The sequence below is a fragment of the Nonomuraea purpurea genome (assembly GCF_042650645.1).
Classification (GTDB): domain Bacteria; phylum Actinomycetota; class Actinomycetes; order Streptosporangiales; family Streptosporangiaceae; genus Nonomuraea; species Nonomuraea purpurea.
This window is the reverse complement of sequence record NZ_JBHSBI010000046.1, coordinates 51,757-77,854: the sequence shown is the minus strand read 5'-3', so window position 1 is coordinate 77,854 and position 26,098 is coordinate 51,757. Positions and strand designations below refer to the sequence as shown.

Sequence of the window (26,098 nt, the reverse complement as noted above, 5' to 3'; positions counted from 1 at the left end):
GGCGGGGCATCGGGGTCCATGCGGCTTGCGGGTAGTCGTAGGAGGGGGTCATGCCGGTCTTCTGCTCGTTGCTGACCGTGTCCATGATCGGGGTGTCGGTGTTGTTGTTGCTCAGCAACCAGTCGGGACGGCGTTCGCGGACCTTCTCGTACAGGCCGTTCTGCTGCCAGTACTCGTTCTCGTTGTCGATCCAGAACCCAGCCAGGTCCGGATATTTCTCCATAACCTCAACGAACAGGTCATAGCTAAACATCCCAAAACCCGGACGGGTGGTCAGATCGACCTGACGTCCCTTGTAGGCCGAGTACGCGGCCGAGTCGAGCATCTCGACGCCCTGGCTGTCGTGCCACTGCGGGTCGTCGGTCATGTAGAGCATGATCCGGACATCCTTCGCTTTCCCGGCCTTCACCAGCTCGCCGAGGAAGTCACGGCGGGTGGCGCAGCTCCCGGGAACCGCGGAGGGCCAGGGACGCGCGTACCCCAGCGCGCTGTGGAAGGTCGCCAGGACGATGTAGGAGGCGCCGAGGTCACGCGTCTGGTCGATCCAGTAGTCGGCGTTCCAGCCGCCCTCGGTGACGTCGCGCTCCCAGGCCGCGCAGTCCAGGTGGCGGGGTGCGGTGAACATGCCCCAGTGCAGGAACAGGCCCGCGGTGGAGTCTCGTAACCACTGCTGGCGGGGATGGACGACCTCCGCGCCGGCCGGTGCGGCGCTCAGCAGAGTGGCGATCATCGCCAGGACGAGAGCTATGACGGGGGTGGCACGCAGGCGCATGCGGATTGCTCCCTCGAAGGTGTCGGGGACTACTGGGCGGCGCGCTGGACGGCGGCGACGGCATTGGCGGCCGCCTCGCGCGGCGTGGACTGTCCGGCGAGCACGGAGCTCCACGCCTCGGCCACCGGCTTGCGCATCTGCGTCAGCTCGGTGCCGAAGCCCGGCAGCAGGTACGGCACGCCGTTCTCCAGGGCCTTGTTGAACTGGCTGTAGATCGGGTCCTTCATGCCCTCGGTGCCGGCCAGGTCCTCGCGCACCGGCATGCTGCCCGCCTCAAGGGCGGCTAGCTCGCCCTCCTTGCTGAGGAACATGGAGGCGACGGCGTTGAAGGCGGCGTCCTTGTCCTTGGTGAACGCGCTGATGTGGACGTTGTCGCCGAACTGGTAGACCTTGGCCGGGGCCGGCCCGTTGGGCACGGGAACCACGCCGTACTCGAAGGACGCGGTCTTCTTGGCGTTGCCGTACTGCCAGTTGCCGCCGACCACGAAGGCCATGCCGCCGGCGGCGAACTTCTGGAAGGCCACGTCGGGGGTCCAGGTGGCGGCGTCCCTGGGCACGTAGCCCTTCTCGGCCCAGCCGCCGACCAGCTTGAAGGCGTTCTCCAGAGCCGCGGCGCCGGGCTTGGAATAGTCGAAGCCGTAGGCGGTGATGAAGGAGAAGGCGTTGACGTCCTGCTCGCCCTGGCCGGCCAGGCCGATGCCGACGTACTTCTTGCCGATCTTCTCCAGGGCGGCGTTCAGCTCGTCCATCGTGGTCGGCGGTGCGATGCCCAGCTCGTCCAGGATCGTCTTGTTGTACCAGAGGGCGGTGGTGTTGTTGAAGCCCTGCACGCCGTACACCTTGCCGTCGTGCTTGATGACGTTGACGTCGGGGATCTGGGCCTTGTCCTTGAACGCGTCGAACTGCGCGGTGAAGTCGGCGATCGCGCCGGCCTTGACGAGCTGGAGCAGGTCGGCGCCGCCCTGGACGAACACGTCGGGGCCCTGCCTGGTGGCCGCCGAGGAGACGACCTTCTGGGTGAGCTGCTCGGCCGGCACGTAGACGCTGTTCAGCGGCTTGGGCAGCTTGGCCTTGGCGTAGATGTCGCCGAGGTCCTTGGTGAACTTCGCGGTGGCGGGGATGCCCTGCGCGTAGTAGTGCCAGAAGGTGACCTGGTTGGCATTGGCCGCGCCGCCGGAGCCGGCGGTGCCGCACGCGGCGAGGGCGCACAGGGCCGTCGCCGCCGCGACCACGCGGAGTCTTACAGAGATCAACGCACGCTTCCCATCGTGATGCCGCCGACCAGCAGTCGCTGCCCGAACAGATAGATCAGTACGGTCGGGACCGAGACCAGGACGGAGACCGCCATCAAGCCCGGCCAGTTCACCCCGTAGGAGGACATTTGCTGCGCGAGTAGCGCGCTGACCGGGTACAGGACCGGGTCGTTGAGAAAGGTGATCGCGTACAGGAACTCGCCCCACGCCCCGATGAAAGTAAGCGTGGCCACGGTCGCGATCCCGTTGCGGGTGATCGGCAGCACGATCTTCACGAACCGCTGCCACCGGTTCGCGCCGTCGCTGGCGGCGGCCTCCTCGACGGCGATCGGCACCCCGGTGAAGAACGGCCGCAGCAGCAGCATGCTGAACGGCAGGTTGGTCGCGGCGATCGCGATCGCGACGCCGTACAGGTTGCCGGTCAGCCCCCACTGGGCCAGCAGCCGGTTGAGCGGGATGAGGGTCGAGGTCGTCGGCACCATCTGCAGGATCACCAGCAGGGCCAGCCCGCCGGTCACCACCACGCCGTTGAGCCGGGCCAGGCCGTAGGAGGTGGGCACGGCGACGGCCAGCACGATGACCGTGGTGGCCACGGCGATGATCAGCGAGTTGCCCGCCGAGGTGGCGAAGCCGCCGTTCCACACATCGACGTACGCCTGCGCGGTGGGTGTGAAGAACACGGCCGCCGACCCGGCGAACACGTCCTTCATGCTCTTGAACGAGGTCGCGAGCAGCCAGTACAGCGGCAGGGCGTAGACCGCCAGCAGGACCACGCAGCCGGCCACGGTGACCGCCGTGTTGCGCTTGCCGTCGGTCATGGGCCCTCCCTCCGGTTCATCCGCAGGTAGACGGCGCTCAGGAAGAGCACGATGACCAGCGACAACGTCGCGGTGAACGAGCCCTGGCCGAACTCGTAGAACTTGAACGCCTGCTGGTAGGCCAGGTAGGGCAGCGTGGTCGTGGCGGTGCCCGGTCCGCCGCTCGTCATGACGAAGATGAGGTCGAACGAGCGGAAGGCGTTGATCACCACGAGCACGCCGAGGATGGAGATGACGGGCCGCAGCAGCGGCAGCACGATGTACCTGGTCACCTTCCAGCCCGCCGCGCCGTCGAGCGCGGCCGCCTCCAGCAGTTCCTTGGAGACGTCGAGCAGCGCCGCGCGCAGCACGAGCGCGCAGAACGGCACCACCATCCAGGCGTTGACCAGCCCGAGCACGACGATCGCCAACGTGCCGTTGGCGAGCCAGGGGATCGGCTGCTGGATCACGTGCAGCCAGAGCAGCACGGCGTTGACCGGCCCGCCCGACTCAAGCAGAAATTTCCACAGATTCCCGGCGACCACCGGCGGCAGTGTCCAGACGAACACCATCACGCCGAGCGTGACGCTGCTCAACCGCGTCCGAGGGCGCAGCATCAGCGCGGCGGCGAACCCGCCGGCCAGCCCCAGCACGAGCACGATCGCGACGACGACCAGCGTCTGCAGCACCACGGAGCCGAACGACGGGTCCTCGATCACCCGCCACATGTTGGCGAGCCCGTTGAACGGCCGCTCACCCAGCAGGTTCGCGGCGGTCACGTCGGAGAACGCCGTACGGAACAGGTCGATGAGCGGATAGACCGACAACACCGCGAGATAGGCGGCTCCCGGCAGCAAGAACACCATCGTCCTGCGGCCGAACAGCACCTCGCCTCCGCCCTGCCGCCGTCGTCGTCCGGCCGTCGCGACCCGCTCGCCTGCCGGGTTCGCGGCCGTCACCATCGTTGGACCCTCGTCCGTTCCCCGGTGCGCGCCGAGGTCAGCGCGGCCTCCAGCATCGCGACGCTGTGCGCGTTGTCGGCGGCGGGCGAGGTCGGCACGCCCGAGCCCGCGATCGCGTCGACGAAGGCGCGCAGCACCCCGGCCCGCTCGAACAACGGCAGCTCCGGCACCTCGACGGCGGTCACGGTCCCGGCAGCGTCGGTGATCGACACGGCGCGGTGGTCGTCCGGCCCGCCCCACCGCAGCAGCCCTTCGTCGCCGGAGATCCGCCACACGCCCGGCCACGGCGTCTGCGCGTCGACTCCCTGGCTGGCCAGCACGTAGTCGATCGTGAGGCCCCCGTCCAGCTCGACGATGAGGCTCGCCCCCGGCGTGCGGTCCTGGGCGGAACGCACCGGCGTCGCCGGCACGCACGTGATGGCCACGCCCTCGCGCCCGAACAGGTACCGCATGAGGTCGAAATGGTGGATGGCCAGCTCGACCAGGGAGTTGGAGTCTCTGACGCCCTGGTGGTCGCGATGCCATTCGAGCGAGACTCGGCGGATGGTTCCGACGGCCTGCCGTTCGATCAGGTCGCGGACGACCGGGGCAGCGGGGAAGACGCGGTAGTTCTGGTCGATGCCGAAGACCAGGCCGCGTTCCGCGGCGAGGTCGGACAGCTCTCTGGCGGTGGCGGTGTCCAGCGCGAACGGCTTCTCCAGCAGCAGGTGCGCGCCGGCCCGCAGCACCTGCCCGGCCACGGCCGCGTGCGCGCCGATCGCGACCGGCGCGATCGCGGCCACGGCTCCGGTGGCCGCCAACGCCTCCTCCACCGAGGCGAACACGGCGTCGGTGCCGGTTCTGGCGGCGAACGCGGCCCGCGCGTCCGGGTCGGTGTCCACCCAGCCGGTCACTCTGACGTCGGCGAGCTGCGGAATGATCTTGGTGGCCCAGTCGGTCCCCCAGGGGCCCAGGCCGATCTGGATCAGGTCGATCATGACTCGGCCCACCAGTTCTTCGGCCACTCGCCCTGTCTGGTCGCCTTCGGCTGGGGTTCGGGAGGTGGCGCCGCCCAGCGTACGGCGTTGGCCAGCACGCGCCTGATCTCGGGCTGGAAGTAGATCGGGGCCTCCTCGTGGCCGGGGGCGAAGAAGAAGATCCGGCCCCTGCCGCGGAACCAGGCGCAGCCGCTGCGCAGCACCTCGCCGCCCTGGTAGGAGCTGATGAAGACGAGCTCGTCCGGTGCGGGGATGTCGAGCGGCTCGCCGTACATCTCGCCCGAGGGGATGACCACGGGGTTGGGGACGCCGCCGGCGATGGGGTGGCCGGGCAGGATCGTCCAGAGCAGCTCGCTGTCGCCGTGCCGCCAGCCGGTCATGTCGCCGGACGTGCCGAGCAGCGCCCTGGTGAGCTTCGATCCGATGGCGGAGTGCAGGATGAGCAGGCCCATGCCGTCGAGCACGCGCCGCCTGACCCGCTCGACCACCTCGTCGGAGACCTCCTCCTGTTTGAGGTGGCCCCACCACAGCAGCACGTCGGTGTCGTCCAGGACGGTCTGGCTGAGACCGTGCTCGGGCTCCTCCTGGAGCGCGACGCGCACGCCGGCGTCGGGGCCGAGCTGTTCCACCAGCGCCTGTCTGAGCACGACGTGCAGTCCGTCGGGATACACCGACGAGACGCTGGGAAACTTCCGCTCCTCGTAGAACTCGTTCCACACAGTCACGTTCATACGTTCTCGAACCCATCCGCCGAGCTGATACATCGGACGTATCGTAAGAAGAGGCTTCTATTTATGCAAGCTCTCTCCATAATAAGGTATGCTGCATCTCGCCACAATGGGGGGTCCGTGCGAGGGAAGACACCGGGTGCGTCGAGTCAGGTGACTCCTCACGCTGCGGAAGACCTTGCGTGAGACATCCGATGACATGACTCAGAAAGGTCAGGATGACGAAGCCTTCCGCCGCCGCGCGGCGCGTCGTTCAGCTACGATCCGCCGGCGTCGCCCTGATCCTCGACCTCCGCTCCACCGCTCTGCCCACCGTCGTCCACTGGGGCGCCGACCCGGGCCCGTGCGGGCAGGACGAGCTCGACGCGATGGCGGCGGCCGCCGTCCCGCCGCACGTGGACAACCTCATCGACGTTCCCGTCTCACACTCGGTGCTGCCGGAGGGGCACACCGGATGGTTCGGCATCCCCGGGCTGTCCGGCTCCCGCCAGGGCAAGGCATGGGCGCCCCGCTTCACCGTGAACACGGCCGTCCAGGAAGGACAGCGGCTCACCGTCGAGGCGGCCGACCCGAGCACCGCGCTCGGGCTGCGGCTCACGATCGAGCTGACCGGCAGCGGGCTGGTCCGGCTGCGCACCGCCGTGAGGAACGACGGGGACGACGACTACCGGGTCGACGCGGTCTCGACCGTGCTGCCCGTGCCCGAGCGGGCAGGGGAACTGCTCGACCTGGCCGGGCGGTGGTCGCGGGAGCGGCAACCACAGCGGGGGCCGTTCAACATGGGCGTGCATCTTCGCGAGGGACGGCGGGGCCGCACCGGCGCCGACGCGGCGACCATGGTGGTGGCGGGCGTCGAGGGGTTCGGGTTCCGGTCAGGAGAGGTGTGGGCGGTGCACACGGCCTGGAGCGGCAACCACCGCACCTGGGCCGAGCGCACGGGCGAGGGCTTCAGGACGCTCGGCGGCGGAGAGTCGCTGCTGCCGGGGGAGATCGTGCTGCGGCCGGGGGAGAGCTACGACCCGCCCGAGCTGTTCTTCGGATGGGCGGACGGGCTCGACGAACTGGCCTCCCGCTTCCACCGGCACCTCAGGGCGCGGCCGCACCATCCCGGATCGCCCCGCCCGGTGAACCTCAACGTGTGGGAGGCCGTGTACTTCGACCACGACCTCGACACGCTCCTCGCGCTGGCCGAGCGCGGGGCCGCGATCGGCGTGGAGCGGTTCGTGCTGGACGACGGCTGGTTCCACCGCAGGAACGGCCCCGACCGGGGGCTCGGCGACTGGTTCGTGGACGAGCAGAGCTGGCCCGACGGGCTCCACCCGCTGGTCGAGCGGGTCAAGGAACTCGGCATGACGTTCGGGTTGTGGGTCGAGCCGGAAATGGTCAGCCCGCGCTCCCAACTCGCGGTCGCGCACGCGGACTGGATCATGCGGGCGCGCCCCCAGCTGCCGCCCGCCTCACGCTGGCAGCAGGTGCTCGACCTCGCCAACCCGGAGGCGTTCGACCACGTGCTCGCGCGGCTGTCCGCGGTCATCGCCGAGTACGGCGTCGGCTACCTCAAATGGGACCACAACCGCGACCTGATCGAAGCGCCCGGCGTCCACCGGCAGACCCTGGCCGCCTACCGGCTGATGGACGAACTGCGCGCGGCGTTCCCCGGGCTGGAGATCGAGTCGTGCTCGTCCGGCGGCGCCCGCGTCGACCTCGGGATCCTGGAGCACACCGACCGGGTGTGGGCCTCCGACTGCATCGACCCGCTCGAACGCCAGACCATCCAGCGCTGGACCAGCCAGCTCATCCCGCTCGAACTCATCGGCGGCCACGTCGCCTCCGCCGTCTCCCACACCACCGGCCGCCGCCACGACCTCGCCTTCCGGGCGATCACCTCGCTGTTCGCGCACTTCGGCCTGGAACTCGACCTGACCAAGCTGGACGACGCGGAAACCGCGGAACTCGCCGGGTGGATCGAGATCTACAAGCGCTACCGGGGCCTGCTGCACTCCGGCACGCTCGTCCGTGACGAGTACCCGAGCTCAGGCCGCTGGCTGACCGGCGTGGTGAGGCCGGAACTGGCGCTCTACTCGGTGGCGGCGCTGCGCCGCTCCGACGAGGAGCCCGCGGGGCGCATCACCTTCCCCGGGCTCGACCCGGCCCGCCGCTACACGGTCCGGCTCGTCGGCCCGAACAGGGACGACCTCGGCAACCGGCCCGGCTGGCTGGACTCGCCCGCCCGCTTCGGCGGCGCGACGCTCGGCACCGTCGGCGTCCGGCTGCCCGCGCTGCGCCCCGAGACCGCGATGCTCATCGAGATCTCGGCGCTCCCGGACACCGCGCCGTGAATGAACCGCCCGACGCCGGCCTCCCCGGTGATCCGCGATCATGATCGGTACCACCTCGGCGCCGTGCCCGCGCGGGCCGTCGTCGGAGCGGCGCTTCAGCGTCCAGACTGTAGGCAACGGAGCAGAAAGCGAAACGGATGACCTCGTTCATGGTTCGGTCGGCGACGCAGCTCAGCGGCGACACGTCCGTGGTCCGCAGGCTCAACCTGCGGTCCGTGCTGCGCGTGCTGTACGGCGGCGGCAGCCACACGATCACCGCGATCGCGGCCGCGGCCAACATCTCCCGCCCGACCGCCAGCCAGGCGATCTCCGACCTTCTTGACGCGGGCTGGATCCAGGCCTCCGACCAGGCCGTCGGCAAGAAGGACCGGGTGGGGCGGCCGGCGCAGCGCTTCGAGTTCCGACCGAGCGCCGGCCACGTGCTCGGCGTCGACATGGGCGGCCACAAGGTGCTGGTGCTCGTCAGCGACCTGTCCGGGGAGATCGTCGCAGAAAGCCGCGAGACGCTCCGCCCCGCCTCCTCCCGCGCCAGGCGCCTGGCGATCATGAACAGGACGATCGCCTCGGCCCTGTCCGCAGCCGGCCTGTCCGCCGCCGACATCTCGTGCGCGGCCATCGCCACGCCCGGCGTCGTCGGCCCCGACGGCAAGGTCGCCCACGCGCCGGCCATCCCCGACTGGGACGGCGTCGACCTGGGCAAACACGTCCAGGACCGGTTCGGCATCCCCACCCAGGTCTTCAACGACATGCGGATGGCCGCGCTGGCCGAACACTGGAAGGGCGTGGCCCGCGACGCCTCCGACGTGGTCTACGTCCACGTCGGCCACCGCATGGGCACCGGCCTGCTGGTCGCGGGCAGGCCGCACGCCGGCCGGCACGGCGCCGCCGCCGAGATCGGCCTGTGGCGCGGGCTGCAGTGGGCGCACGCCTACGAACAGCTGCTCGAACTCGCGCCCAGGCGGGGAGCGGACCAGGACGACGCGATCCAGGCCATCTTCGATGCGGCCAAGGCGGGCGACGCGGCCGCCCAGGCGGGCATCGACGCGTTCGCCGACCTGCTCGTCCAGGGCCTGGCGCCGGTCATGGTGACGATAGACCCCGAACTGGTGATCATCGGGGGCGGCATCTCGGCCGCGGGCGAGGCCATCCGCGAGCCGGTCCGCGTCCGCGTCGAACGCGAGACGGACTTCCCGCCGACGGTCGTCTGCTCGGTCATGGGCGACCACGCCTCGGCCATCGGAGCCGTCCGCAGCGCTCTCGACGTTGCCGAAGAGCGTCTGTTCACCGAACTGACGCCCGCGCCGAAACCGGCCACGGTCTGACGATCCGCAGGAAAATGAGGACTGGTGCGATCAACGGGCGTGGCGCACACTTAGGTCAGCAATCGATTTCTCGATCTTTGGAGCGCCGCGTATGCGACCGATGAAGCGATCGACGTTCCTCAAGACCACCGCCGGGCTCGTGCTCGGAACCACGCTGAGCGACGCCACCGAGGCGCACGCGTCCGCGGCCCTTCAAGTGACCAAGATCAAGAATCTCACCGGGCCCGGACTGACCGACCGGTTCCGCATGCAGGCGACCGACCTCGGCATCCCCGTACGCACGCCGGACGGGCGGATCCTGTTCATGTTCGGCGACACGTTCGAGGAGGCGCGGGTCGGGGGCGGATGGTGGCGTTCGCCGGTGGCGCTCTGGTCGACGACCACCAACCTGGACGCGGGCGTGACCTGGTCGGGCGCGGTGGGCGGCGCGGCGGCGCAGCAACTGTGGGACTACCCGCACGACAACCCGGTCTTCTCCACGGTGCTGCCCTCCGACGTGATCACGATCGACGGCGTCATGTACCTGCACGCGATGGTGAACAAGGGCCTCGGGAACGTCGTATGGACCGAGATCTGGCGCTCCAGCGACTCGGGCGCGACATGGACGCACACCGGCGCCAAGTTCCCCGCCGACCTACACGGCGGCCTGTTCCAGCTCCTGACCTGGGGGCTCGGCAACGACGGGTTCGTCTACGTCTATTCGACCGCCTTCACCCGGAGCCGGCCGATCATCCTGCATCGGGTACGCAAGAACCGGATCACGGACCTGAACGCGTACGAGCCGTGGGGCTACCGCAACGGGGCCTGGGCCTGGGGCAACCCGCCGACGCCCATCCTGGAGGGCAAGTTCGGGGAGTTGTGCCTGCGTCCGCTGGGCGGCAAGTGGGTGCTCACGTGGTTCAACGCGGGCGACTACCGGATCGACGGCATCATCATGGACACGCCCACGTCGAACCTGTACACGGCACACCGCCGTACGCTGCTGTGGGGCGGCGCGTGGGGCGCCGAGGACGACAGCCACGTGGCCCAGCTCTACGGGGGTTACATCATCCCGGGCTCCACCCTCGACTCGCTGCACCTGTCGGTCAGCCAGTGGAACACGCAGACGAACTGGCCGTACCGGGTGATGCAGTTCCGCGTACGCGGCTTCAGGTGAGCACTCGGGCGTCGGCGGAAAACGAAGCACGTGTTCGAATTTCCGGGTAGAGGAATGTGCGCCGCCGGGGCGTAGAACTCATCACGGATGAACAAACCCTCCCAGGAGGATCAGACTCTTCCACCCTCGGACGGAAGAGCCCTGAGCCGCCTGGGAGGCTGCTGCTACCGCCCGTTGACGATCACTAAGGCGAGGGTCAATGCGATGATCAACGGTGGAGTGATGCTCGCACCAGCGGTCGCGAGTATCGCGCATAAGCGGACGGTTCGGGGTCGGCTTGTCAGGGCATCCCGGACCGTCCGCCCGATCTCTCCCAGCGCTGCGGCCGGCAGGGCATCGGGCGGATCTGTATGGGAGGAATCGTCGTCCTCATCGTGATGTTCGGCCATGAGCAGACGCTCCCACACCCACCGTTGATCACCGGGAACGCGAATTCCGTACGGGTGAAGATTGTCCTCCCCGGGTAGATCGCGCCCATCCGTGTGTGTAACCTCTGCAACCTGTGCCGTGAAATCGACAGGTGGGAGATTTGCCCGCCGGCCCACTCCGCGCCGATCCATGATCGGTTCGCGTTCCAGTCGCTCGGACGGACTATCCTCACCATGACCCCGTAATGGGGAACGACCTGCGGGGGTGAAGACCCCGGAAGGCGGCTCGCCACGCCTGACTTCGCCCCAATCCGCATATCTTCCGAGGACTTATGACCACCAACCCCGCCGCTCCCCTGGGGGATCAGGACCGCGGACACGCCACACCGTCCCCGTCGAACGACCTGACGACGTTCCTGGGGCAGTGGTTGCGATCTCCGCTCCGGATCGGCGCCATCGCGCCGAGCTCACAGCACCTCGCCCGCGCGATCTCCTGCTCACTTCCCGAACGCGGCGCGCCCGTGGTGGTCGAGCTGGGCCCCGGCACCGGGCCTTTCACCGCGGAGATCCAGCGCAGGCTGGACGGGCGTGGCCGCCATCTGGCCATCGAGGTCAACCCGCGCCTGGCCGGGCTGCTGCGCACCCGCTATCCGGGGGCCGAGGTGATCCAGGAGGACGCCCGGCACCTGCGGCGCCTCCTGGACGAGCGGGGCATCGGCCGCGCCGATGTGATGGTGAGCGGTCTGCCCTGGGCCCTGTTCTCGGCGGCCACCCAGCGGCAGATCATGGACGCCACGGCCGACGTCCTCGCGCCATCGGGCGCCTTCGCCACCTTCGCCTACCTCCACGCCACCCCGCTGAGCTCAGCGCGCCGCTTCCGTGACCTGCTCGCCGACCGGTTCGAGGAAGTGGTGCCGAGCCGCACCGTCTGGCGGAACTGGCCACCGGCCTACGTCCTGCACGCCCGCAGGCCCAGGCCGTAACCCGCCCGCCGCCCAGGGGCGGCCTCGCAGGTGACGCGCAGGCCCAAGCCGCACCGGCGGCGGTGGTGAAATGTCCGGATGGCAGCGGTAGCCTGCGCGTGTGCCAGTCACGCTCGCGCGGTTGCTGAACAACCGGAAGCTGCAGTTGACCCTGCGCGGCGGAAACCCGGCCGTCGAAGTGCGCTGGGCCGACGTCAGCGACCAGGTGGACCCCACGCCTCACCTCGGCCCTGGCACCATGCTGCTCACGACCGGGTTGGGCTTGGAGGAGACGAGCGCCGGCTGGCCGCACTACGTCGACAGGATCGTCCGGGCCGGGGTGTCCGCCTTGGGGTTCGGCGTGGGCCTGAGCCACGGCCGCGTCCCCGGGGACCTGCTCGCCGCCGCCGAGCGGCACGGCCTGAGCGTCGTGGAGATCCCGCCGAGCACGCCCTTCGCCGCGATCGTGCGCGCGGTCGCCGACGGGCTCTCCTGCGAAGAAAGATCAGAGCAGGACCTGGCTCTGGAACGGCACCGGGCGCTGTTGCGGGCGGCGGCCACGCCACCGGCCCACCGCTCGCTCGTCGCCGCGCTGGCCGACCAGCTCGGCGCCTGGGTCCTGCTGCTGTCGCGCAACGGCGACCTGCTCGCCGGTTCACCGGACGACGCCCGCCGCCACGCCGAGCGGATCCGGCTCGCGGTGTCGCAGCAGCGCTCCTGGAGCGCGGCGGCGTTCGACCTGGGCGGGACACGCGTGACCGTGCTGCCGGTCGGGCGCGCCGAGCGGCCGTCAGGGCTGCTCGCCGTGGGGCGGGGCGAGCCGCCCACGGCGCACGAACGCGGCGTGATCGACGCGGCGGTCGCGCTGCTGTCCCTGGACGTCGCCAGGGCCGCCGACCTGCTCGACAGCGAACGGCGAGAACGCGCCGCGGTGCTCACGCTCGTCCTGTCGGGGCGGCACGAGGTGGCAGGACAGGTGGCGGCCCGGCTCGGCCTGCCGCTGCCCGAGGAGCCCGTCCGCGTCGCGGCGTTGATCGCCGAGCCGGAGCTGCGCGGAGACCTGCTGGAGGTGCTGGAGAACGATCGCAGCCTGCAGATCGTTTCCGCGCTGGTCGCCGGCGACTCCGGCAGACGGGCCGTCGTGGTCGTGCCCGCCGTCGAAGGGGACATCGGCGTGCTGCAGTCCGCGCTCAGCTCGGTGGCCGGCAGCAGGGGAGCGGTGAGCGACCCGGTCGCCATGGCGGATCTGCCCCGCGTGTGGCAACGCGTCGCGACGCTCGCCGACACGCTGCCCCCGGCGGCGGTGCAACGGCTGCTGACCACGCGGGACGTGGCGGAGCTCGGGCTGCTCGCGCACGTGGAGGCGACCGCTGCCCGCGGCTGGGCGGACGCGCTGCTGGCCCCCTTGGAGACGGAGGAGGCGCGGCGCATCGACCTGCTGGGCACCGTGCGGACGTTCCTCGCCCACAACGGGCACGCGGAGGCGTCCGCTGCGGCGCTCGGCATTCACCGCAGGACGCTCGGCTACCGGCTCGACCGCGCCCAGACGGCGCTCGGCCGGACGTTCTCCGATCCGGGGCTGCGCGCGGAGATCTGGACGGCGCTCACCGTCAGGGACACACCCGGTGAAGACGAGCCGGCCTGAGCGCCAATACCGCGAAACGCGGAGATGAACGACCGCAGTACCCGGATCGCGCATTCTGCTCAGGGCCTTCACCCCGCATGCTTGGTCTCCATCGGACGCGATACGCGACGATTCAGGAGGACCCCCCAAATGACCATTACAACCCCGCCCTCCACGCTCACGGTTTCGTTCGAGGACGATCCCCGGGTCGTCCGTGAGGCCGCCACCGAGGACTACTCCACCCATGTCGTGCCCACCTCCTGGCGAGCGGGCCGCTGGTCGCTGGCCATGGCCTGGTGGGCGATGTTCTCGGCGATGTTCTGGCTGTATGTCGCGGTGGCCTCGGCCGACGCCGTCGGCGCGCCGGCGACGATCGCCGGCATGGTGTTGTCGATCGCGACGTACGGCGTCGTCAACCTGGTGTTGTCACGGTACGCGGCCCGCACGGGCCTGACCGTGGCCCTGCTCTCGCGCCGGTTGTTCGGCACGCTCGGCTCGGCGCTGGCACCGCTGATCTTCGCGGCCACCGCCCTGTACTACGGGGTCTTCGAGGGCTCGATCGTCGCCGTCGCGCTCCAGGGGTACTTCGGCGGGAATCTCAAGATCTGGTACCTCGTCGCCGTGGCCTACGCGCTTCCCCTGGTCATCGGGGGCGTACGCGCCTGGCTGGACAAGCTCAACGGGGTCCTGCTCCCGTTCTACGTCCTGGGCCTGATCGCCGTGGTGATCGCGGCGACGGTCAAGCAGGGCTATCCGCAGGTCTGGCTGCACTCGGTCGCCTCCCAGGCGCCGCTGCCGGGGTGGCTGACGTCGTACCTGATCTACATGGGTGTGTGGATCATGATGATGTACACCGTCGACTACGCCCGGCTGGGCCGCCCGCAGGACACCCGCTTCCACGGCACCGTGACCTTCGGCTGGGTCTTCTACACCTTCACCTTCGGCGTCAACGGCCTGATCGGCATCTACCTGCTGCGTGCCTGGGAGATCTCAGGATCGGAGACCGGGGTGGTCGACGCCGTCATCCGGTCGCTCGGCTTCGCGGGAGTGCTGTTGATCTTCGTGTCGCAGACCCGCATCAACACGGCGAACTACTACCTGGCCTCCACGAACCTGGAGGCGTTCGCCGCCCGCGTGCTCCGCCTCCGGCTGCCCAGGGCGGTGTGGGTCGGGGTGGCCGGAGCGATCGCGTACCTGCTGATGCTCACGGACGTCCTCGGCTACCTGCTGAAGGCGCTGGCCTGGCAGGGGGTCTTCGTGACCGCGTGGGTGGCGATCGCGCTGGTGCACATCGCCGTGTCGCCGGCGGACCGGGACGGCCTGCCCGAGTTCAGGACAGGACGGCTCGTCCCGCTGACCGCGGGCGCGGCCGCCTGGCTGGCGGCCTCGGCCGCCGGGATCGTGCTGACCGAGCAGGGGGCGAACGCGGCGCTCGCGCAGCTGGCGCCCCTCATCACGGTCGTCCTGGCCGCCGGCCTGTACTACGCGGCGCTCAGGTTCGCGCCGAGCGCGGTCCGCGTCCGTGGCGGCGACCCGCGTGACGAGGTCGAGGACGTCTGGCGGGCCCGCATCCTGTGTCACGTCTGCGACCGGTCCTACGTCGCCGTCGAGATGGATCGTGACCCGAGCGCGAACGGCGCCGCCATCTGCTCGGCCTGCGCCGCCGACTCCGCCGCCCTGGCCCGCGCCGTCCGCTGAAGAAGAACCATTCGCTCAACAGGAGAGAGGAAGGGATGAACGCCATCATCACCGAGAGCCCCGCCAGGGGCGATCGGCCGGCCATCGCCTACCGGGCCGCCGGCGACCGGCACGTGCTCGTCGAGTACGGGGACATGACGCTCCATCTGGAGCTGAACTTCTTCGTCACCTCGGTCTCCGCGCACTTCGCCGCCAATCCCGTCGCCGGCCTGATCGAGGCCGCGCCCGGGTTCCGGTCGCTGCTGCTGCACTACGATCCGGGCACGATCAGCCACCACGACCTGCTGGCGGCGGTCGAGGAGGCGCACGACGCCCAGCCTCCGGTGCGCTCCCTGGTGATCCCGAGCCGGCTGATCACCCTGCCCATCGCCTTCGACGACTCCGAGTCGCGTGAGGCGGTGCGGCGCTATGCCACCACGATCCGGCAGGACGCCCCGAACATCCGGGACAACTCCAACATCGACTACATCGTCGAGTACAACGGACTCCCCGACCGCGAGGCGCTGTACGCCACGGTGACCGGGACGGAATGGTGGAACGCCTACACCGGCTTCTTCCCCGGCCTGCCGTTCATGTTCCCGCTCGACCCGCGCAACGCGATCACCGTTCCGAAGTACAACCCCACCCGCACGTGGACGGCCGAGGGAGCGGTCGGCATCGGCGGCCCGTGCGTGGCGATCTACCCGGTCGAGTCGCCGGGCGGATATCAGCTCTTCGGCCGCACCATCACCGTCTTCGACATCCTGGCCCGCCACGACGTCTTCCGCGACGACCCGATCCTGATCCGCCCCGGCGACAGGGTGCGCTTCGAGCGGGTGAGCGAGGACGAGGTGCTCGCCCTGCGCAGGGACGTGCTGGAGAACCGCTACGAGTACACGATCGAGGACGACCCGTTCTCGGTCGCCGACTACATCGAGCGCAGCGCCGGGGTGCGTGCCGAGGCCGAGAAGCTCGGCTCCGCCCGTGAGGCCGCCGCGGCGAAGACGGAGGTGCCGTGATGCCGGGTACGTACGGACTGTTCGACGTGATCTCGCCCGGTCTGCAGACGACGGTGCAGGACCATCCGGGACGCCCTGGCCTGCAGTCGAAGGGGTTCTTCCCCGCGGGTCCCGTCGACCACCTGTCGTTCCGGGTCGCCAACGTGCTCGTCGGCAACGACCCGGGCGCCGCGGCGCTGGAGATCCCGATGGGCCGGCTGCGCCTGCGCGTGCTCGCCGAGACCTCCGTCGCCGTGACCGGCGCCGACGGGTCGGGCCTGACGCTCAACGGCGCGCCGCTGCCGCTGTGGGAGACCGTACGGGTCGCGCCCGGCGACGAGATCGCCTGCTCCATCGTCAAGGGGCCGGGCTTCCGGCTCTACCTCGCGGTCGCGGGCGGCATCGACGTGCCCGTGGTGATGCGGTCGCGGGCCACGTACACGATGGGCGGCATCGGCGGCGTCGAGGGCCGCGCCCTGATGAAGGGCGACGTGCTGAACGGCCGGCCGGTCCCCGATCCGGCGCGGCTGAGGTTGCCGATGGCGCTGCGGCCGATGCTCGGCAACAACTGGGAGATCGAGGTGATGCGCGGCCCGCACGCCGATCCGGACTTCCTCACCGAGCAGGACTGGAAGGACTTCGTCGGCCGTCAGTGGAAGGTCGACCTCAACTCCAACCGGGTCGGGACGCGGCTGGATCCGCACCGGTTCGCCTGGGCGCGTCCCTCGGGCGGTGTCGCGGGCGGTCACCCGTCCAACGTGCTCGACGGCAGCTATCCGATCGGCGGGATCAACACCAACGGGGACGTGCCGGTCATCCTCGGCCCGGACGGTCCCACGGCCGGCGGGTTCACCGTGATCGGCACCGTCGTCCACGCGGGCCTGTGGAAGGTCGGCCAGCTCCGGCCCGGCCGGGACACCATCCGGTTCAGGGAGGTCTCGCTGGACGAGGCGCTCGCGCTGGCGCAGCGCGTGGACTACACCACCGATCCGCGACACTACGAGGAGCTGTGATGCCCAGGATCGACGTCAACTGCGACATGGGAGAGAGCTTCGGCCGCTGGATCCTGGGCGACGACCGGGGGATGATGCCCCACCTGTCCTCGGTCAACATCGCGACCGGCTATCACGCGGGCGATCCGCCGACGATCCGGCGCACGGTCGAGGCCGCGGTCGAACACGGGCTGGCCATCGGCGCGCACGTCGCCTTCCCCGACCTCATGGGGTTCGGGCGGCGGCGGATGACCATCCCGCCCGGCGACGTCGAGGACTACTGCCTCTACCAGATCGGGGCGCTGGAGGCGTTCGTCCGGGCCGCGGGCGGTCGCCTGGCGCATGTCAAGCCGCATGGGGCGCTGTACGTCATGGCCTCCGACGATCCGGCGCTGGCCGCCGCGATCGCGCGCGCGACCGCCAAGGTGGACGCCTCGCTGCCGCTCGTGCTGCTGCATCGCGGCGCCGCCTCGGCCGTCGAGGCCGAGGGCGTCCGGCTGGTGCCCGAGGGTTTCCCCGACCTGCACTACGACCGCGACGCTCACCTGATCATCGAGCCGGTCAAGCGTGCCTGGGATCCCGGCCTGGTCGCCGACAGGGCCGTCAGGATGGTCCTCGACGGCAAGGTGAACGCCGAGGACGGCACCGAACTCGACGTCGAGGCCCTGTCCCTCTGCCTGCACGGGGACGCGCCCAACGGCCCCGAGGTGGCCGCCGCCGTACGGCGTGCCCTCACCGCCAACGGGATCGACGTCGTGCCGATCGCCGGCCTGCTCTCCGCGGAAGGGGGCCCGCGATGATGGAGTCGCTGCTGGTGGCCAACCGCGGCGAGATCGCCCGCCGCGTGATCCGCACCGCCCGGCGGCTGGGCGTGCGCACCGTCGCCGTGCACAGTGACCTTGACGCGGATCTGCCGTTCGTCCGCGAGGCCGACGAGGCCGTGCCGATCGGGGCGGCCACGTCCTACCGGGACGCCGAGACGATCCTCGCCGCGGCCGAGCGCACCGGTGCCCGCGCCGTGCACCCCGGCTACGGATTCCTGTCCGAGAACGCCGGCTTCGCCCGTGGTGTCCAGGCGGCCGGGCTCGTCTGGGTGGGGCCGGATCCCGATGTCATCGAGCTCATGGGCGACAAGATCCGGGCCAGGAACACCGTGGCCGCCGCCGGGGCTCCGGTCGCGCCCGGCACCCCCGACCCGGTGACCGGCGGGGCCGAGGCGGTCGCGGCGGCGACGCACATCGGATATCCGATCATGGTCAAGGCCGCGGCGGGCGGCGGCGGCATGGGCATGGCCGTGGCCGCCGACCCGGACGAACTGCGCAAACACATCACGGCCGTGCGTGACTTCGCCGAGCGGATGTTCGGCGACCCCGGGATCCTCCTTGAGCGGTACTACCCCGACGCCCGGCACGTCGAGGTGCAGATCCTGGGGCTCGCCGACGGCACCGTCGTCGCCCTGGGCGACCGCAACTGCTCGGTGCAGCGCCGCAACCAGAAGCTGGTCGAGGAGACGCCCTCACCCGGGCTCGACGCGGACCTGCGCGAGCGCATGCACGCCGTCGCCGTGCAGATCGGCAAAGCCGTCGGCTACCGCAACGCGGGAACCGTCGAATGCCTCGTCCACGGCGAGCCCGGCGACCAGGACTTCGTCTTCCTGGAGATGAACACCAGGCTGCAGGTCGAGCACCCGGTCACCGAGGAGGTCTGGGGCATCGACCTGGTCGAGCAGCAGCTTCGCGTCGCGGCCGGGCTGCCGCCCTCCGCCGACCCGGCCACGCTGCGGCCGCGCGGTCACGCCGTCGAGTTCCGCGTCAACGCCGAGGACCCGGTGCGTTTCCTGCCCGGCCCCGGAGCCATCACCGCCTGGAGCGAGCCGTCCGGCGACGGCGTACGGGTCGACGCGGGATACGCCGAGGGCACCACGGTGACTCCCGCCTACGACTCGCTCATGGCCAAGCTCGTCGTGCACGCGGACGACCGCGACGCGGCGCTGGAGCGGGCGCGTGCGGCGCTGGCCGCCTTCGTCGTGCAGGGCCCCAAGCACAACCTGCCCTTCTTCGAAGAGCTCCTGCGCGAGCCCGCCTTCGCCGACGGCTCGTACACCACCACCATCGTCACGCGCCTGCGCAACCGGCGCTGACCCCCTACTGAAGGAGTGCACATGACGCAGCGGATCACGGCCGACCTCGCGGCCAACGTCTGGAAGGTCCTGGTCGCCCCCGGCGACCCCGTCGAGGTCGGCGACGCCCTGGTGATCCTCGAGTCGATGAAGATGGAGATCCCCGTGGAAGCCGAGGTCGCGGGCACCGTACGGACGCTCGCCGTCAAGGAGGGCGACATCGTCCAGGAAGGAGACCCGATCGCCGAAGTCGGCTGAGCCGGCGGTGATCGCGGGGGCGCGTGGAGACGCTATTGTGCAGGCATCGGCGTCGCCAAGGAAGGTGATCGCGTGTCCCAGCCCGGTACGGTCTCCGCCCCGGGGCGGACCCCCGCGTGGCGCTACGCCATCGGGATGTTGGGCACCTCCATCCCGATCAACATGATCAAGGGATCGATGATCCTCTTCTACGTCGACATTCTCGGGCTCGACGTGCGCGCCTACGGCGTGGTCATGGTGATCTACGCGGTCATCGACGCGATCGACAACCCGCTGCTCGGCCACCTGTCCGACCGCACCAGGAGCCGGTTCGGGCGACGCCGGCCGTGGCTGCTCGTCGGCACGCCGATGCTCGCGGCCTGCATGATCGCGTTCTTCTCCGCGCCGACCTCCCTGCGGGGCATCGGCCTGGTGTTGTGGTTCGCGGTGTTCGCGATCCTTTGCGAGGCGTTCGACTCGATGCTCAACGCGAACTACGGCGCGCTGCTCCCCGAGCTGTACCCGAGCGAGCGCGAGCGCGCCGTGGCCAACGGCCTGCGTCAGGGTTTCCAGCTCGTGGCGCTGGTGATCTCGCTCGCGGTCACCCCGTTGCTCACGACGAGCGTGTTCGGCACCGAGGAGTCCACGCAGGGCTTCCAGATCACGGCGGTCATCTACGGCGTGATCGCGCTCGTCGTGATCGGGTTCATGGCGCTCGGCGTGCGCGAGAACCCCCGCCACTCCACGCACGAGCGGCCGTTGCTGCTGCGTAGCGTGTGGTCGATCGTGCGCAACCCGATGTTCTGGACGGTCGGGCTCACCGGCGCCTGCTACGGGACAGCCATGGCGCTCGTGCTGTCGGGCATCCAACTGTACGTCCGCTACTCGCTCGGGCTCCCGGTCGGCAACGCGCTCTACCTTCAGGGCATCGTCATCCTCGTCTCGGTGGGCGGCCTCGTGGCGTGGACGCGCGTCGTCGCACGCCGTGGCGCCCTGTGGACCTGGCGGCTCGCCTTCGCGGTCCTCGCGGCCAGCTTCGCGGCCCTGTTCTTGGCCACCGACCTCGTCACCGCGATCGCCGCCGGGGTGCTCGTCGGGGCCGGATGGTCGGGAATGCTCGCGACGAACGACCTCATCGTCGCGCGTGTGCTGGACGCCGACGCGGCGCGCAACGGCGCGCACCGCGAAGGGCTCTTCCTGTCGGCGTTCGGCTTCTTCACCCGGCTGAACGGGATCGTGACCGGGCTCGCGCTCACGTCGCTGGGCGTCTTCTTCGGCTACAACTCGGGCGACGACCCCGGCGCCGACCCCGGGCTCGCGTTCCGGGTGTACTTATGCGTCTACCCGTTCGTGCTGACGACGATCGGCGCGGTCGCGGCGCGGCTCATCTCGGTCCCGATCGAGACGCCGCCCGAGGTGGAGCGCCCCTGACGGGCCCTATCTTCCCGCCATGCCGGTCAGCATGATGCCCCTGATGAAGTACTTCTGCGCCGCCAGGAACACCACGATGACCGGAATCAGGGCAAGGATGGACACCGCCATCATCAGGTTGTAGTCGTCGGCGTACTGGCCGCGGAACAGCGAGATGCCGAGCGGGATCGTGTAGTTCTCCGTCGACCGCAGATAGATCAGCGGGTCGATGTACTCGCCCCACGCCCCGACGAACGACAGCAGCGTCACGGTCGCGATCGCCGGTTTGGACAGCGGGATCATGACCCGCCACAGGATCCGCAGCTCCCCGGCGCCGTCGATGCGCGCCGCCTCCACCAGCTCCTGCGGAATCGTGGTGAAGAACTGCCTGAGCAGGAAGATGTACAGCGCGGTGCCGAAGAAGTTGGGCAGGAACAGCGGCCAGAAGGTGTCCACCAGGCCCAACTCGGAGAACAGGATGAACCTCGGCACGATGACCACCTGCGCCGGGATCATCATCGTGCCCAGCATCAGCGCGAAGGCCACGCCGCGCATGCGCGAGCGCAACCGCGCGAAGGCGTAGGCGGGCAGGATGCAGGAGATGAGATTGCCCACGATCGACAGCGCGGTCACCACCGTGCTGTTGAGCAGGAAGGTGTTGAACGGCAGGCCCATCCACGCGTCGGGGAAGTTGGACCAGGTGAAGACCTCCGGCCAGAACCTCGGCGGGAACTCCAACACGGCACCGGGCGGTTTGAGCGCGGTGGTGAGCATCCACAGCAGCGGAAGCAGACTGGCCGCCGAGCCCAGGACGAGAAGCGCGTAGGCCGTCATCCGCTGGATCCTGCGGATCCGCTCGGCCTGGTCGGGGGTCACGGGCCGCTTCTCCACCGGGCGGGCCTGTTCGGGCAGGACCTTGATTGCCATCTCGTGACCTACTTGACCTCGTAGTGGACCCAGCGGCGGGCGAGCGCGAACTGGATCAGGGTGAACACGATGACGAGGAAGAACAGCGCCCAGGCGATCGTCGAGGCGTAGCCCATCTCGAAGTACTTGAAGGCGTAGCGGTAGACGTACAGGCCCAGGACCAGGGTGGAGTTGGCCGGTCCTCCGTCGGTCATGAACAGGATGAGCTGGTAGGCCTGCAGGCTGCCGATGAACCCGACCACCAGGTTGAAGAAGATGACCGGCGAGACCATCGGGACCGTGACGTGCCTGAACCTGCTCCACCAGCCGGCGCCGTCGAGGTGCGCTGCCTCGTACAGCGAGACGGGCACGCCCTGCAGGCCCGCCAGAAAGATGATCATCGCGTTCCCTGTGGTCCAGGTCGTCATGATGACCAGGCCGGGAATCGCCCAGCTCGCGTCGGTCAGCCACCCGGGCCCCTGCACGCCCAGGAGGCCGATCAGGTAGTTGATCAGCCCGTAGTCGGGATGCAGCACGTGGATCCAGAGCAGGGCGGTGGCGATGCCCGAGATCACCGACGGCATGTAGATGATCGTGCGGAAGACCGCCTGCCCGCGCACCTTGAGGTTGAGCAGCAGCGCGGCGGCGAGGCTGTAGGCGACACCGGCCACGGCGGAGGCGGCGCCGAAGTACATCGTGTTCCGCGTCGCCATCCAGAAGTCGGGGTCACGCAGCAGTTGCACGTAGTTGTCCAGGCCCACCCACTGCGGGGACTCCAGCAGTTCGTAGCGGGTGAAGCTGAGCACCAGCGACACGATGATGGGCCCGCCGGTGAAGAAGACGAAGCCGATGCTCCACGGCAGGGCGAACAGGTGGAACCGGCGGGCCTCGCGCCGGACGAGCGGGGAGACGGCCATGATCAGGCGTTCTCCGCCAGCATCGGCGTGACGCGCTCGCTGATCTGTTTGAGCCCCTCGTCCACCGACAGCGACCCCGTCATGACCTGCTCCCAGATCGGCTTGGTCATGTCCTCGAGCTTGGGCGTCGCGGGCTGCCTGAGGACTCCGTCGCTGGTGCCGTACTTCTGCAGCGACTCCTTGGTGGTGTCGATGATGTCCTGGTCGAGCTTGAGGTCCCGGAGATTCTCCTCGAACGCCGACTGCCGCGACGGCGGGGTGTCGAGGAAGAAGCGGTGGCCGGCGTAGGAACGCAGGGAGTTGAGCACGATCCACGCGGCCTCGGGGTCGCGTGCCTTGTTGGTGATGCCGAAGGAGCTGCCCAGGATCGGGGTGAAGCGGCCCTCGGGACCGCTGGGCACGGTCGTCACGCTCCACTCGAACTGCTCGTTGGCCGGCAGGGTGAGCAGGTGGAGCAGGTTCCACGCACCGCCGACGTACAGGGCGGCCCTGCCCAGCATGAACGGGTCGATCTTCGCCGTCGCCTGCGTCTCGGCCAGGTCGGGCATCGCCTTGTCCTTGATCAGCAGGTCGATCCAGCGCTTGAGCACGTCGCGGCTGGCCGGCTCCTGGATCACGCACTTCCTCTCGTCGGCCGTCAGGTAGCGGCCGCCGTGGGGGAGCAGGAAGGAGGTGGTGAGGTCGGTGGTGGGTTTGGGCAGCGGCGTGAACCCGAAGATCTTCTGCGCGCCCGTGCCCGAGACCATCCCGCGTGCGGCCTCCATGAGCTTGTCCCAGGTCCAGGAGGAGTCGGGCACCTTGGCGCCCGCCTTCTCGAAGACCTCCTTGTTGTAATACAGCAGCTTGGGCGCCGAGTCGGTGCCCAGCGCGTAGAGCTTGCCGTCACGCTCCCAGTAGCTGAGCGCCGCTTCGGAGAAGTCGGCGCGGTTGAACTCGGGCGTGGCCGCGATGTAGTCGTCCAGCGGCAGGTACAGGCCGCTCTTGATGAAGCTCTGCCCCCACTGGAACTGCGAGTACATCAGGTCGGGCAGCACGCCGCTGGCGGCGCCCGTCAGGTACTTGGTGCGGAAGTCGTCGAACGGCGTGACCTCCACCTTGATCTCGATGTTGGGGTGCAGCTTCGGGAAGAACTTGGCGAACTGGGCCTGCCGCACCTCGTGCCGCTGACCCGGGATGATCGCGACGGTGACGGTGACCTTGGATTTGGGTTCCGGCACGTTGGTCTTGGGCCACGACAGCGAGTCGAAGAGCTTCTCCGCCTCGTCGTAGGGGAACAGCGCGCTCTCCGGCCGGTTCGGGTTGATCACCGCCGAGTCGCTCGACGCCGAGGAGGTCGGGCCCGCCTGGCGGGTGCGCTCGCCGCTCCCGCAGGCGGTGAGGGGGACGGCCGCCGCGGCCATGGCGGCGAGGCTGAGAACCTGGCGCCGGCTCAGGCCGGTGGTGTCCAGGCCGCGCAGGGGGTTGTGCATGGGGGGTATCGCCTTTCAGAGGAAGAGCTCGATCACCGGGACGGCCACGTCCGGCGGCTGAACGGGAAGCTCCAAGGTGAGGGTGCCTTCCGGGAGCGTGAAGAAGTTCACGTTCCCGTTGTCGACCTTCGGGTCGGGCGCCCACATCGAGATCTCTGACCCGTCGTTGAGCAACTGCGCGTAGCGGACCTTGCCCGCCAGCCCCGGCAGGTGCAGGTGCCGGTACGGCCAGGAGAAGACGTGCACGTAGAGCCGGTCGCCGCGCTGGGTGTAGCGGCAGTCCTGGGGAGCCTGGAACTGGCTGGATCCCGCGCCGTGGATCGACCGGCCGTGCAGCCGCATCCAGTCGCCGATCTCCCGCAGCGTCTCGAGCGCCCGAGGCTCGAACTCGCCCCGGCCGTTGGGGCCCACGTTGAGCAGGAGGTTGCCGTCCTTGGAGACCGAGTCGACCAGCATCCGGATGAGCATGCCGGGCGACTTCCAGGTGTGGTTGTCGCGGTGGTAGCCCCAGCTTCCGTTCAGCGTCTGGCACGCCTCCCAGAGCGTCGACAGCGGGGCGGGGGGCTGGAACTGCTCCGGCGTGGTGAAGTCGCCCGGCAGCTCCAGACGGTTGTTGAGCAGGATGTCCGGCTGGATGCGGCGGATCTTTTCCACCAGCTCTTCCGAACGCCACTCGGCCTTGCCCTTGCCGCCGAAGATGCGTTTGCCCTGCTTGATCCGGTTGGCGTAGGAGAAGTCAAACCACAGTGTGTCGAGGGGGCCGTAGCGGGTGAGCAGCTCCTCGACCTGCCCGTGCAGGTAATCCGCATATTTCGTGACATCTCGGTCGGGGAATGTGCCGCCCTCCACGTACGCCGGATGCAGCCCGTCGATCGGGAAGTCCGGGTGATGCCAGTCCAGCAGCGAGTAGTAGAACCCGACCCCGAGCCCTCTGCCCCTGAACGCATCGACGAACGGGCCGATCAGGTCCTTGCCGTGCGGCGTGCCGCTCACGCAGTAGTCGGTCAGAGCCGAGTCCCACAGGCAGAAGCCGTCGTGGTGCTTGGCGGTCAGCACCGTGTAGCGCATCCCCGCCCGCTGCGCGGCCTCCGCCCACGCGTCGGGGTCGTACAGATCGGGGTCGAAGCGCTCGAAGTAGCGCTGGTACTGCTCGTCGGTGAGGTGTTCGCGCTGCTTGACCCACTCGTGGCGGGCCGCCAGGGCGTAGAGCCCCCAGTGAATGAACAGGCCGAACCTGCGCTGCCGGAACTCGTCGATGCGGGAATTCGTCATCCGTGACACCCTCTGTCCTATGGGGCTAGCGCGAAAAGTTTCGCAACTCTCGACTTGCGGGTAACGTAGGCGAAACATCGGATGTGGTCAAGGGTTCTTGAGCCGGAGATCGGCTGACCTGCCCCGGCTTCCCTCCGCCGTCCTGGCATGGATTCGGCTGTTAGGGGCATACAGGGCAGAGCGGCTGCGCGATGTCGCCAGGTGTCCTGCGTCGCGCAGCCGAGTGTTGTACTAGCGGAATGACATCCGATGTTTCTGGTGTCAACGGGCACGGCAAGGTCGGCGGGATGATGCCCCGGGCCGGCCGTGGTATTCCGCCGGCTACCGGAAAACGGCACGCCGGATCGGTCCGAGCTTTACGGCGAAGGTCCCGTCAGGGGCCGGGTCGAGGCGGACCATTCCCGGCCCCGAGGAAATGCGCCCGCTCGCATTTCAGCGACGGGCGGGGAGGTTCACGCACCGCTTCCCCGGATTCGGACTCCAGGCGCGTGCGGGCTGCTCGGGGCGCCTTCGCCGCTGTGGCGGGGCGCGAATCCGGACTCATCTGTCTTTGACGGGAAATATGGCGGCGAGAGGATTAAGGATTCCGCCCGGGGCCGCGTTTCCCGGGCGGAATGATGTGGTCAGCCGTTCATGGTCTTGGTCAGGGAACGAGGACGCAGGTCGGTCCAGTTCTTCTCGATGTAGTCCAGGCAGGCGGCACGGGAGTTCTCGGGGAAAACGACGGTCCAGCCGATGGGGACGTCGGCGAAACAGGGCCACAAGGAGTGCTGGTTCTCGGCGTTGACCAGGACCAGGAAACGGCCCTCCGCGTCGTCGAACGGGTTGGTGGTCATGCTCG

Annotated in this window: 23 protein-coding genes; 12 read left to right on the top strand and 11 right to left on the bottom strand. The window is 69.4% G+C overall.

The window, feature by feature from the left end; all coding sequences use genetic code 11:
- From ACFOY2_RS50850 to ACFOY2_RS50825, 6 genes are all read right to left on the bottom strand, one after another.
- Positions 1-772: alpha-L-fucosidase (locus tag ACFOY2_RS50850; protein WP_379535397.1), on the bottom strand; the 772-nt coding region annotated here is incomplete at its 3' end.
- A gap of 29 nt (positions 773-801) precedes the next feature.
- Complete coding sequence (locus ACFOY2_RS50845; RefSeq protein ID WP_379535396.1) at positions 802-2,025, bottom strand: ABC transporter substrate-binding protein; 1,224 nt, start codon at positions 2,023-2,025, stop codon at positions 802-804.
- Complete coding sequence (locus ACFOY2_RS50840; RefSeq protein ID WP_379535395.1) at positions 2,022-2,843, bottom strand: carbohydrate ABC transporter permease; 822 nt, start codon at positions 2,841-2,843, stop codon at positions 2,022-2,024. The genes ACFOY2_RS50845 and ACFOY2_RS50840 overlap by 4 nt, the downstream gene beginning before the upstream one ends.
- Positions 2,840-3,784 (bottom strand): carbohydrate ABC transporter permease, encoded by a 945-nt coding sequence (locus ACFOY2_RS50835; protein ID WP_379535394.1) that lies wholly within the window; start codon positions 3,782-3,784, stop codon positions 2,840-2,842. Before ACFOY2_RS50835 ends, ACFOY2_RS50840 begins: the two co-directional genes overlap by 4 nt.
- Positions 3,778-4,761, bottom strand: a complete 984-nt coding sequence (locus ACFOY2_RS50830) for a Gfo/Idh/MocA family protein (protein ID WP_379535393.1) — start codon at positions 4,759-4,761, stop codon at positions 3,778-3,780. The genes ACFOY2_RS50835 and ACFOY2_RS50830 overlap by 7 nt, the downstream gene beginning before the upstream one ends.
- On the bottom strand, positions 4,758-5,492 hold the full coding sequence (locus ACFOY2_RS50825) for a ThuA domain-containing protein (protein WP_379535392.1): 735 nt from the start codon (positions 5,490-5,492) through the stop codon (positions 4,758-4,760). Before ACFOY2_RS50825 ends, ACFOY2_RS50830 begins: the two co-directional genes overlap by 4 nt.
- A gap of 215 nt (positions 5,493-5,707) precedes the next feature.
- On the opposite strand from ACFOY2_RS50825, the gene ACFOY2_RS50820 reads away from it, so the two are divergent.
- The 12 genes from ACFOY2_RS50820 to ACFOY2_RS50765 all read left to right on the top strand — a co-directional run bounded on the left by ACFOY2_RS50820 (position 5,708) and on the right by ACFOY2_RS50765 (position 20,714).
- Entirely contained in the window at positions 5,708-7,828 is a 2,121-nt protein-coding gene (locus ACFOY2_RS50820) for an alpha-galactosidase (protein ID WP_379535391.1), read from the top strand.
- Between the two features lie 137 nt (positions 7,829-7,965).
- On the top strand, positions 7,966-9,150 hold the full coding sequence (locus ACFOY2_RS50815) for an ROK family protein (protein ID WP_379535390.1): 1,185 nt from the start codon (positions 7,966-7,968) through the stop codon (positions 9,148-9,150).
- 91 nt (positions 9,151-9,241) lie between these two features.
- Entirely contained in the window at positions 9,242-10,306 is a 1,065-nt protein-coding gene (locus tag ACFOY2_RS50810) for a DUF4185 domain-containing protein (RefSeq protein WP_379535389.1), read from the top strand.
- Between the two features lie 700 nt (positions 10,307-11,006).
- Positions 11,007-11,657, top strand: a complete 651-nt coding sequence (locus ACFOY2_RS50805) for a class I SAM-dependent methyltransferase (RefSeq protein ID WP_379535388.1) — start codon at positions 11,007-11,009, stop codon at positions 11,655-11,657.
- 100 nt (positions 11,658-11,757) lie between these two features.
- The gene (locus tag ACFOY2_RS50800) at positions 11,758-13,281 is read left to right on the top strand and encodes a PucR family transcriptional regulator (protein WP_379535387.1); all 1,524 of its coding nucleotides are present in this window, start codon (positions 11,758-11,760) and stop codon (positions 13,279-13,281) included.
- A gap of 129 nt (positions 13,282-13,410) precedes the next feature.
- A complete protein-coding gene (locus tag ACFOY2_RS50795) occupies positions 13,411-14,958 on the top strand; it encodes a purine-cytosine permease family protein (protein ID WP_379535386.1) in 1,548 nt (515 codons plus the stop codon).
- Positions 14,959-14,993: 35 nt separating this feature from the next.
- Positions 14,994-15,956, top strand: a complete 963-nt coding sequence (locus ACFOY2_RS50790) for a carboxyltransferase domain-containing protein (RefSeq protein ID WP_379535385.1) — start codon at positions 14,994-14,996, stop codon at positions 15,954-15,956.
- A complete protein-coding gene (locus tag ACFOY2_RS50785; protein ID WP_379535384.1) occupies positions 15,956-16,948 on the top strand; it encodes a 5-oxoprolinase subunit C family protein in 993 nt (330 codons plus the stop codon). The genes ACFOY2_RS50790 and ACFOY2_RS50785 overlap by 1 nt, the downstream gene beginning before the upstream one ends.
- Positions 16,948-17,727 (top strand): LamB/YcsF family protein, encoded by a 780-nt coding sequence (locus tag ACFOY2_RS50780; RefSeq protein WP_379535383.1) that lies wholly within the window; start codon positions 16,948-16,950, stop codon positions 17,725-17,727. Before ACFOY2_RS50785 ends, ACFOY2_RS50780 begins: the two co-directional genes overlap by 1 nt.
- Entirely contained in the window at positions 17,724-19,067 is a 1,344-nt protein-coding gene (locus ACFOY2_RS50775) for an acetyl-CoA carboxylase biotin carboxylase subunit (protein WP_379535382.1), read from the top strand. Before ACFOY2_RS50780 ends, ACFOY2_RS50775 begins: the two co-directional genes overlap by 4 nt.
- Positions 19,068-19,088: 21 nt before the next feature.
- A complete protein-coding gene (locus ACFOY2_RS50770) occupies positions 19,089-19,304 on the top strand; it encodes a biotin/lipoyl-binding carrier protein (RefSeq protein WP_379535381.1) in 216 nt (71 codons plus the stop codon).
- A 72-nt stretch (positions 19,305-19,376) separates the two neighbouring features.
- Entirely contained in the window at positions 19,377-20,714 is a 1,338-nt protein-coding gene (locus ACFOY2_RS50765; RefSeq protein WP_379535380.1) for an MFS transporter, read from the top strand.
- Between the two features lie 6 nt (positions 20,715-20,720).
- Here the strand turns inward: ACFOY2_RS50765 and ACFOY2_RS50760 are convergent, their stop codons facing one another.
- The 5 genes from ACFOY2_RS50760 to ACFOY2_RS50740 form a co-directional block, all read right to left on the bottom strand.
- Complete coding sequence (locus ACFOY2_RS50760; RefSeq protein ID WP_379535379.1) at positions 20,721-21,620, bottom strand: carbohydrate ABC transporter permease; 900 nt, start codon at positions 21,618-21,620, stop codon at positions 20,721-20,723.
- An 8-nt stretch (positions 21,621-21,628) separates the two neighbouring features.
- Positions 21,629-22,516 (bottom strand): carbohydrate ABC transporter permease, encoded by an 888-nt coding sequence (locus ACFOY2_RS50755; protein ID WP_379535378.1) that lies wholly within the window; start codon positions 22,514-22,516, stop codon positions 21,629-21,631.
- A gap of 2 nt (positions 22,517-22,518) precedes the next feature.
- A complete protein-coding gene (locus tag ACFOY2_RS50750; RefSeq protein ID WP_379535377.1) occupies positions 22,519-23,985 on the bottom strand; it encodes an ABC transporter substrate-binding protein in 1,467 nt (488 codons plus the stop codon).
- 15 nt (positions 23,986-24,000) lie between these two features.
- On the bottom strand, positions 24,001-25,257 hold the full coding sequence (locus ACFOY2_RS50745) for an alpha-L-fucosidase (protein ID WP_379535376.1): 1,257 nt from the start codon (positions 25,255-25,257) through the stop codon (positions 24,001-24,003).
- A gap of 623 nt (positions 25,258-25,880) precedes the next feature.
- On the bottom strand, positions 25,881-26,093 hold the full coding sequence (locus ACFOY2_RS50740; protein ID WP_379535375.1) for an MbtH family protein: 213 nt from the start codon (positions 26,091-26,093) through the stop codon (positions 25,881-25,883).
- Positions 26,094-26,098 lie beyond the last annotated feature (5 nt).

Coding starts and splice junctions, on each gene's coding strand:
- ACFOY2_RS50795 (WP_379535386.1), top strand. CDS start 13,411: ATGACCATTACAACCCCGCCCTCCACGCTCACGGTTTCGTTCGAGGAC.
- ACFOY2_RS50755 (WP_379535378.1), bottom strand. CDS start 22,516: ATGGCCGTCTCCCCGCTCGTCCGGCGCGAGGCCCGCCGGTTCCACCTG.
- ACFOY2_RS50780 (WP_379535383.1), top strand. CDS start 16,948: ATGCCCAGGATCGACGTCAACTGCGACATGGGAGAGAGCTTCGGCCGC.
- ACFOY2_RS50810 (WP_379535389.1), top strand. CDS start 9,242: ATGCGACCGATGAAGCGATCGACGTTCCTCAAGACCACCGCCGGGCTC.
- ACFOY2_RS50790 (WP_379535385.1), top strand. CDS start 14,994: ATGAACGCCATCATCACCGAGAGCCCCGCCAGGGGCGATCGGCCGGCC.
- ACFOY2_RS50760 (WP_379535379.1), bottom strand. CDS start 21,620: ATGGCAATCAAGGTCCTGCCCGAACAGGCCCGCCCGGTGGAGAAGCGG.
- ACFOY2_RS50775 (WP_379535382.1), top strand. CDS start 17,724: ATGATGGAGTCGCTGCTGGTGGCCAACCGCGGCGAGATCGCCCGCCGC.
- ACFOY2_RS50740 (WP_379535375.1), bottom strand. CDS start 26,093: ATGACCACCAACCCGTTCGACGACGCGGAGGGCCGTTTCCTGGTCCTG.
- ACFOY2_RS50835 (WP_379535394.1), bottom strand. CDS start 3,784: ATGGTGACGGCCGCGAACCCGGCAGGCGAGCGGGTCGCGACGGCCGGA.
- ACFOY2_RS50770 (WP_379535381.1), top strand. CDS start 19,089: ATGACGCAGCGGATCACGGCCGACCTCGCGGCCAACGTCTGGAAGGTC.
- ACFOY2_RS50745 (WP_379535376.1), bottom strand. CDS start 25,257: ATGACGAATTCCCGCATCGACGAGTTCCGGCAGCGCAGGTTCGGCCTG.
- ACFOY2_RS50840 (WP_379535395.1), bottom strand. CDS start 2,843: ATGACCGACGGCAAGCGCAACACGGCGGTCACCGTGGCCGGCTGCGTG.
- ACFOY2_RS50785 (WP_379535384.1), top strand. CDS start 15,956: ATGCCGGGTACGTACGGACTGTTCGACGTGATCTCGCCCGGTCTGCAG.
- ACFOY2_RS50750 (WP_379535377.1), bottom strand. CDS start 23,985: ATGCACAACCCCCTGCGCGGCCTGGACACCACCGGCCTGAGCCGGCGC.
- ACFOY2_RS50820 (WP_379535391.1), top strand. CDS start 5,708: ATGACGAAGCCTTCCGCCGCCGCGCGGCGCGTCGTTCAGCTACGATCC.
- ACFOY2_RS50830 (WP_379535393.1), bottom strand. CDS start 4,761: ATGATCGACCTGATCCAGATCGGCCTGGGCCCCTGGGGGACCGACTGG.
- ACFOY2_RS50815 (WP_379535390.1), top strand. CDS start 7,966: ATGACCTCGTTCATGGTTCGGTCGGCGACGCAGCTCAGCGGCGACACG.
- ACFOY2_RS50825 (WP_379535392.1), bottom strand. CDS start 5,492: ATGAACGTGACTGTGTGGAACGAGTTCTACGAGGAGCGGAAGTTTCCC.
- ACFOY2_RS50805 (WP_379535388.1), top strand. CDS start 11,007: ATGACCACCAACCCCGCCGCTCCCCTGGGGGATCAGGACCGCGGACAC.